This window comes from Desulfococcus sp., from assembly GCF_050178255.1.
GTDB classification, from domain to species: Bacteria; Desulfobacterota; Desulfobacteria; order Desulfobacterales; family Desulfococcaceae; genus Desulfococcus; species Desulfococcus multivorans.
Map to the genome: position 1 here is coordinate 1 of NZ_JBFXGG010000129.1, position 6,476 is coordinate 6,476.

Sequence of the window (6,476 nt, forward strand, 5' to 3'; positions counted from 1 at the left end):
AGACGGCGAAGGGGATGCCGGCGGCGGCGAGGCGGTCCTGGATCGCCTTGCGGTGCCCGGCGTTTTCGGCCAGGATCGAATACTGGGCCCAGGCTGATCGGCAGTCCTCCGGCACGCGGGGGACCCCGACGCCCTCGAGGGCTTCGGCGTAGCGGTCGGCCACGGCCCGGCGGCGGGTCAGCTCCTCGGGGAAGATCTCGAACTTGGCCAGGAGCACGGCGGCCTGGAGGGTGTCCATGCGGCCGTTGATCCCGATCCGGACGTTGTCGTACTTGTCGGCGCCCATGCCGTGGACCCGGATGGAGACCAGGGCCTCGGCCATATCGTCGTCGTCGGTGAAGCACATGCCGCCGTCGCCGTATCCCCCCAGGGGCTTGGCCGGGAAGAAGGAGGTGGCGGCCGCGTCCCCCAGGGCGCAGGCATTCCGGCCCCGGTAGGTCGCGCCGAAGGACTGGGCCGCGTCCTCCAGGACGAAGAGCCCGTGCCTTCGGGCCACGGCGTTCACGGCGTCGTAGTCGGCGGGCAGGCCGAAGAGATCGACGGGGATGACGGCCCGGGGCGTGAGGCCGGCGGCCTTCGCATCGAAGCCTGATATGGCCGCGTCGAGCCTGTCCGGGTCGATGTTGAAGGTGGCGGGGTCGATGTCCACAAAGACCGGGGTCGCCCCCAGGAGCCGGATGACCTCGGCGGTGGCGATGAAGGTGAAAGGGGTGGTGAAGACGGCGTCCCCCGGGCCGATGCCCCGGGCCATCAGGATCATCAGGAGGGCGTCGGTGCCCGAGGCGCAGGCCGTGGCGTGCCGGACCCCCGCGGCCGCGGCCAGGCGCCGCTCCAGCTCGGCGATCTCCGGCCCCATAACGTACTGCCCGTGGTCGAGGACCGTTCGGATGTTGGCTTCGATCCGGTCGCGGATGCGGGACTGCTGGGCTTTCAAATCGATGAATTGCATGGCTATGGCTTCCTCTCGGTTGATCCGCGGACGATGCGGACGGCGCGGATGATACAGATTACACGGATTGCGAACGTGAATCAACGGCAATCCGTTCCATCCGTCCATGGGGGATGTCACTCCCGGTTATGTGCGATTCAGGGGGATGGGCGTGGCAGACGACACCGAATCCCCGCTCCTGAAGCCCGGGCTTTCGGGCAGGGCCGAGGGGGTGCGGGAGCAGACCACGGCCCCCAGGACCGTGAAGAGGAGGGCGTTGGCCGGGATGTGGAGGTTGAAGTCCCCGGCGCTGTGGACCGCCATGGCGGTGATGCCGGCCAGGGCCCCCAGGGTGGTCCCCCGGACCAGCCGGCTGGGGTGGCGCATCTTTTCGAGGCCGGTCCGGTAGACCGCGACCAGGATCCACGCCATGACCAGGGCCATGGGCAGGCCCGTCTCGGCGATGAAGTGGAGGTAGTCGTTGTGGGCCATGGTGAACTGACGACTGAGCCCCGGCGGCTGGTACTGGGTGAAGGCGTCGGCAAAGGTGCCGGGGCCGGTGCCCAGAAGCGGGTTCTGGGCGATCATGGCCAGAACGCCCTGCCAGGCCGTCAGCCGGCCCCCGAGGGCCGCCTCGCCGTCCCGGAGGGTCAGCACCCGCTCCACCGCCGGGGTGGAGGAGAGGAGGATCAGCATGAGGACCAGGACGCCCAGGCCCACGGCGGCGCTCCACCGGTATTTTCCGAACCGCTCCTGGGTGAGCAGGACCCCCATCATGAAAAAGAGGCCGGCGCCCAGCCCGATCCACCCGCCCCGGGAGAGGGTGAGGATGAGGGCCGCGAGGAAGAGCACCAGGAGCGACGTCAGGAGCATCCGCCTCTCCATGCCGACCCCGGTGAAAAGATACCCCAGGGTCAGGGCCGCGACCATCTCCAGGTAGCCCGCGAAATGGTCCGGGCTGCCGAAGGTGGCGGAGAGCCGCACGTTGTACCGGCCGATATCGGCGTAGTCCCACCAGGGAAAGGGGTTCATTCCCCAGTGCTTGAACAGGCCGAACACACAGAGCAGGGCGCCCATGCCCGCAAGGAGCCCCACGAGGGCCTTGACCTGGGCCCGGGTGCGGAGGGTGTGGACCGTCAGATGGAAGACGGCGATATAGGTGATGAACTCGGCCACGGCCCAGAGACCGGCAATGGGGTTCTCCGAGAAGAGGGCGGAGATGAAGGCCAGGGCGACGGCCGCGGCCAGGGGGCGGTCCAGGGGGGTTTTAAATCGGCCCCCGGCCGGATCTATGATTGGATCTATGATTGGATCCATGATTGGATTCAGGATCGGATCCAGGATCCGGCCCGACACCCACAGCGCCGCGGCAACGAGAACGATCATCTCCATCACCGTCACGGCCCAGGGCTTCACGCCGGCGCGGGCCAGGGGGGTGAAGACGAGCAGGACGAAGAGGAGGGCGCGGATCACCGGCCTGTCGAATTTAAACATTTCCATCTCTGGGTACCTTCAGCACAACGCAGCACCCTTTTCCCGGACCGGTCCGGATATTCACGGTTCCTCCCAGAAAAGTGATGCGCTCCGTAAGTTGATACAGACCGAAACCCACGCCCCGCCCCTCCCTGGATCTGACGGCATCATAGTCAAATCCCCTGCCGAAATCCTTTACCCGGATATAAATCATTCCGTTCCGGCATCCGACATCCATGAACGCCGACGTTGTCCCGGCATGTTTGACCACATTGAAAAGCAGCTCTCTGGCGGAGCGGTGCAGGACAGAGGCATGGGTCAGTGAAATGGGTTCGAGGCCGTCCCGGGTTCGGACCCTGACCTTGAGGCCGTAATTATCCTCCATATCCTGGCCGAGAATTTCCAGGGCCATCGGCAATCCCCCGCGCCTCAGGCCCGGCGGGTTGAGTTCATAGGAGAGATTGCGCGACTTTTCAATGCATTCCCCGATGAGGCTTTCCAGGTAGCTCAGCTTTTGGCCCACTTTTCTGTCGGCGTTGTCTCTGGCCATGAGGCTGACTTCAATCTTGATGTAGGCCAACTCCTGCTGGAAATCGTCGTGCAGAATGGTTGCGATGTGCTGCCGTTCCCGATTTTCAACCTCGCTCAGTTCCAGCGCAAGCCGCTGGATCTGGCGCCGGCGTTCCTCGAGCTCCGCCGTACGTCTGGCGACGCGCTCTTCGAGTGTTTCATTCAGGCTGCGGATTTCTTCCTCGGCCTGCTTTTTTGGCGTAATGTCCCTTTGGATGCCGATAAACCGAAGCGGCTTTTTGTTTTTATCCCATTCCATGCATTCACCGGCAACCCAGATCCATTTCCATTCACCGGCCGGGGTTTTGATCCGGTATTCCATTTCATATCGCGGGATGCTGCCTTCGATATACTTCTGGAGCGTTTTTTTAAAAAGCGGTTTGCTGTCGGGATGAACGCTTTTTTTCAAGACCTCGAAATTAAAAATCCGATTGCCGGGAGCATACCCCATCATTTTCCACCAGTAATCGTCAAAATAGATATAGTTGTTTTCAGGCCGCCATTCCCAGAAGCTCGCGCCGGAACCGGCCAGTGACAGGCGCAGCCGCTTGCCGCTCTCCGCCAGGGCCTCCTCGGTCAGCTTGCGCTCCGTTATGTCCTGAACCACGCCGATCACGCCCGTGATCTCATCTTTTTCATCCAGCTTGAATTCGGCTTTTCTTTTGATCCATTTTAAACTGCCGTCGACCACTATCCGATATTCAATATTCAGAATTTCCGCCGCGAACGGCGCATCCGGACAGATTTCGACATATTTCCGGTCGTCGGGATGGACGCAGTTTAAAATCTTCTCATAGGTGATCGGCATGTCCACGGGAAGCCCGAAAATCCTGTAGAGCTCGTCCGTCCAGGTCATTTCACAGGTTTTCAGGTCCAGCTCAAAGGTGGCGATCTGTCCGATCTCCTGTGCCTTCTGAAGAAAATACTGCTGTTTTAAAACAGCTTCGTCCGCTTCCAGCTTCGCGAGCGACCGCTCCGCGATGTCCGTGATAAAGGCCACCAGCCCCTTGTTGTATTCGATGATATTGTCGACCTCCTGGTTCGTGAGAATCCGGACCCGATCGAGGGCCGCAAGATAGTCGTCGAGGTCGAACCCGAATTCCCGAGCCTGGCGGATAAAGATCTCCCGCTCGGCGATTTCCCCTTCGTAAAAAAATTGTCCCAGAAACAGCGTGGCCAGATGCCGTTCCGCAACTGAGATCGGTAAAGCGATATTCCAGAGGCCGTTTTGGCATTTATACCGACAGGCCCCGCTTTCGACAAGATGTTCTTTGATGTATTTTTCGCTGGCCTGACATTTTTTCAGCGCCTCCGGGTGGACCCGGTGAAATTTGCTGCAGATATCCTGCCAGGCCGTACTGACCAGAATCGCGTCGTCAAGGGCATCCACAATGCCGACCGGCATGCCTGTAGCGCGATAATGGGCTTCCGCCATCTTTTGAACGGCGGACAGATCCAGCAAGTCGGAAATCCGATAGGTTTTCATGGGCGATCCTCTCTCGTTGTTCATACACTGAAAGAGGAGGGGATTTCGAGGATTTTTTAGATTAAAGGCTGAAGACTGAAGGCTGAAGGCTGAAGGGGCTGGTTGTCGGGCAGGGGGTAAGAATGTTGAATTTTGAATTTTGAATTTTGAATTTTGAATTTTGAATGTTGAATTTTGAATGTTGAATTTTGAATGTTGAATTTTGAATGTTGAATTTTGAATGTTGGGACCTCCGACCTCTGCCCTCCGACCTCCGTCCTCCGTGTCAGGGGCGGTGGCTGTAGTGCTTGGCCAGGGCGCGGGCCTGTTTGGCGCGGTCGTATTTTTTGAGGCGGGTCAGCACCTGGGCGAAGAGGGCGTGGTAGCGGCTGTTTTCGGGCTCAAGGATGGTGGCTTTCTGGGCCGCCAGTTCCATGGCGTCCCAGTCCTGTTGGGCCTCGGCCGTCCTGGCCAGCCAGTAATAGGCCCGGGCCATGGGCTTCTGCCGGATCAGGGTCGACAGGACCTCCCGGGCCGCGTCATATCGCTCCGTGGAAATCAGGGCCTGGGCGAGGATCATGTCGGCCTCCGGGGGAAGGGCGGTTTGGGCCGCGGCCGTGCGAAAGAACGCGACGAACCCGGCCGGATTCTTTTCCCGGCGGTAATACCCGAGGATCCGGTTCAGATCGCGCTCCCGGTCCCGGCTCTGGCGGAGCCCCTCCAGAAAGGCGTCCCGGGCTGCTCCGGGCTCCCCGGCGCCGAGATGGAGGGATCCCAGATGATACTGGTGGGTGGAGGTGTTCTGGGACGGTCCTACGGCCATGGCTGCTTGGTAGTGGGTCACGGCTTCGGACCAGCGCCCTTCTTCGGCCATGAACGTCGACAGGGCCGCGTGGGTTTCCCGGGGCAGGACCCGGTTTTTCGCGGCCGTCGTGAGCCCCTGTAAACACGCCTCCCGGAGAGACTGCGACCAGAAGGCCTCTTTTTTCAGGCGCGCGTGGATGGGGGGATAGACCGCGGCCAGGTCTCGGACTGCCCTGCTCAGGGCCTCGGGGTCCGGGAGCCAGGCCAGGTATCGGATCAGGGCGTAGGCATAGGTGATGCCGTTGGGCCGAAGCCGGACCGCCGCCTCGAAATAGGGGCGGGGGTCGTATGGGATGTCGGGGGCGTAGGGGTGTTCGGCGCGGAAGGCCTGGGCCAGCAGGGCTTCGCATTCGGCGGCCCCGAAGAAGCTCTGGGCGTCGAGGGGGTTGAGCCGGGCCGCTTCGAGGAAGGCGTCCCTGGCCTTGATCAGCAGGGGGCCGGGGTCGGGTGAGGCCTGGGGGTCCTCCGGCGGTGCGGTGGCCTGCCGGAACCGGGCCCTGCCCAGGAGCCGGTGGAGATCGGCGTCCCTGGAAAGGCGTCCGAGCGCGGCGGCAAAGGCGGCAGCCGCCTCGGGGTGGGCCTCGGAAAGCAGAAAGCGCTCTCCACGGAGTTGGTGCAACTGGGCTGTCAGGCGGGCGGCCAGAACAGCCGTTCCGCCGACGGCCAGGCAGATGACGAGAGCGACCGCGGCAAGCCGGGCGCCCTGTTGGGGGGGTGTCGCCGCTGAGTTCACGATTTTCCGTAGTAGCCGGTGTAGTATTTGTTGTAGTAGTTGTAGTAGCCCTCCTTGCGGACGTCCACCTGGTTGAGCACCACGCCCACGAGGTTGGCCTGGCTGAGGCGGATCTGGTCCACGCACTTCTGAACCAGGTTGCGCCGCATGTGCCCGGCCTTGACGATCAGGACGACCCCGTCGGTCCGGGGAGCGAGGAGGAGGGCGTCGGTGGCCGGCAGTATGGGGGGGGTGTCGATGATGATCGTGTCGAATTTTCGGGTCAGGAGCGTCATGAGGAAATCGACCTGGGGCGACGAGAGGAGCTCGGAGGGGTTGGGCGGAATGACGCCCGACGACAGCAGAAAAAGACCCGGTTGGTGCGTGGCCTGGATGTTCGCGTCGATGAGGCCGTTGAGGTACGGGTATTGTTCGTCGTCGTTTTTCATCTGGTCCAGCACCTC

Annotated in this window: 5 protein-coding genes; all 5 read right to left on the reverse strand. The window is 62.2% G+C overall.

Annotated features, from left to right (window positions below; translation table 11 throughout):
* Positions 1–949: DegT/DnrJ/EryC1/StrS family aminotransferase (locus AB7S84_RS15245; RefSeq protein WP_428155520.1), on the reverse strand; the 949-nt coding region annotated here is incomplete at its 3' end.
* Positions 950–1,075: 126 nt separating this feature from the next.
* A complete protein-coding gene (locus AB7S84_RS15250; protein WP_428155522.1) occupies positions 1,076–2,428 on the reverse strand; it encodes an O-antigen ligase family protein in 1,353 nt (450 codons plus the stop codon).
* The gene (locus AB7S84_RS15255) at positions 2,415–4,457 is read right to left on the reverse strand and encodes a PocR ligand-binding domain-containing protein (RefSeq protein ID WP_428155524.1); all 2,043 of its coding nucleotides are present in this window, start codon (positions 4,455–4,457) and stop codon (positions 2,415–2,417) included. The genes AB7S84_RS15250 and AB7S84_RS15255 overlap by 14 nt, the downstream gene beginning before the upstream one ends.
* A gap of 265 nt (positions 4,458–4,722) precedes the next feature.
* Entirely contained in the window at positions 4,723–6,033 is a 1,311-nt protein-coding gene (locus AB7S84_RS15260) for a tetratricopeptide repeat protein (protein WP_428155526.1), read from the reverse strand.
* A partial coding sequence (locus tag AB7S84_RS15265) for a CpsD/CapB family tyrosine-protein kinase (protein WP_428155528.1) occupies positions 6,030–6,476 on the reverse strand: 447 nt, incomplete at its 5' end. The genes AB7S84_RS15260 and AB7S84_RS15265, both read right to left, overlap by 4 nt.

Bases quoted from the DNA above. Each gene is read 5' to 3' on its own strand.
- AB7S84_RS15255 (WP_428155524.1), bottom strand. From the start codon at position 4,457: ATGAAAACCTATCGGATTTCCGACTTGCTGGATCTGTCCGCCGTTCAA.
- AB7S84_RS15250 (WP_428155522.1), bottom strand. From the start codon at position 2,428: ATGGAAATGTTTAAATTCGACAGGCCGGTGATCCGCGCCCTCCTCTTC.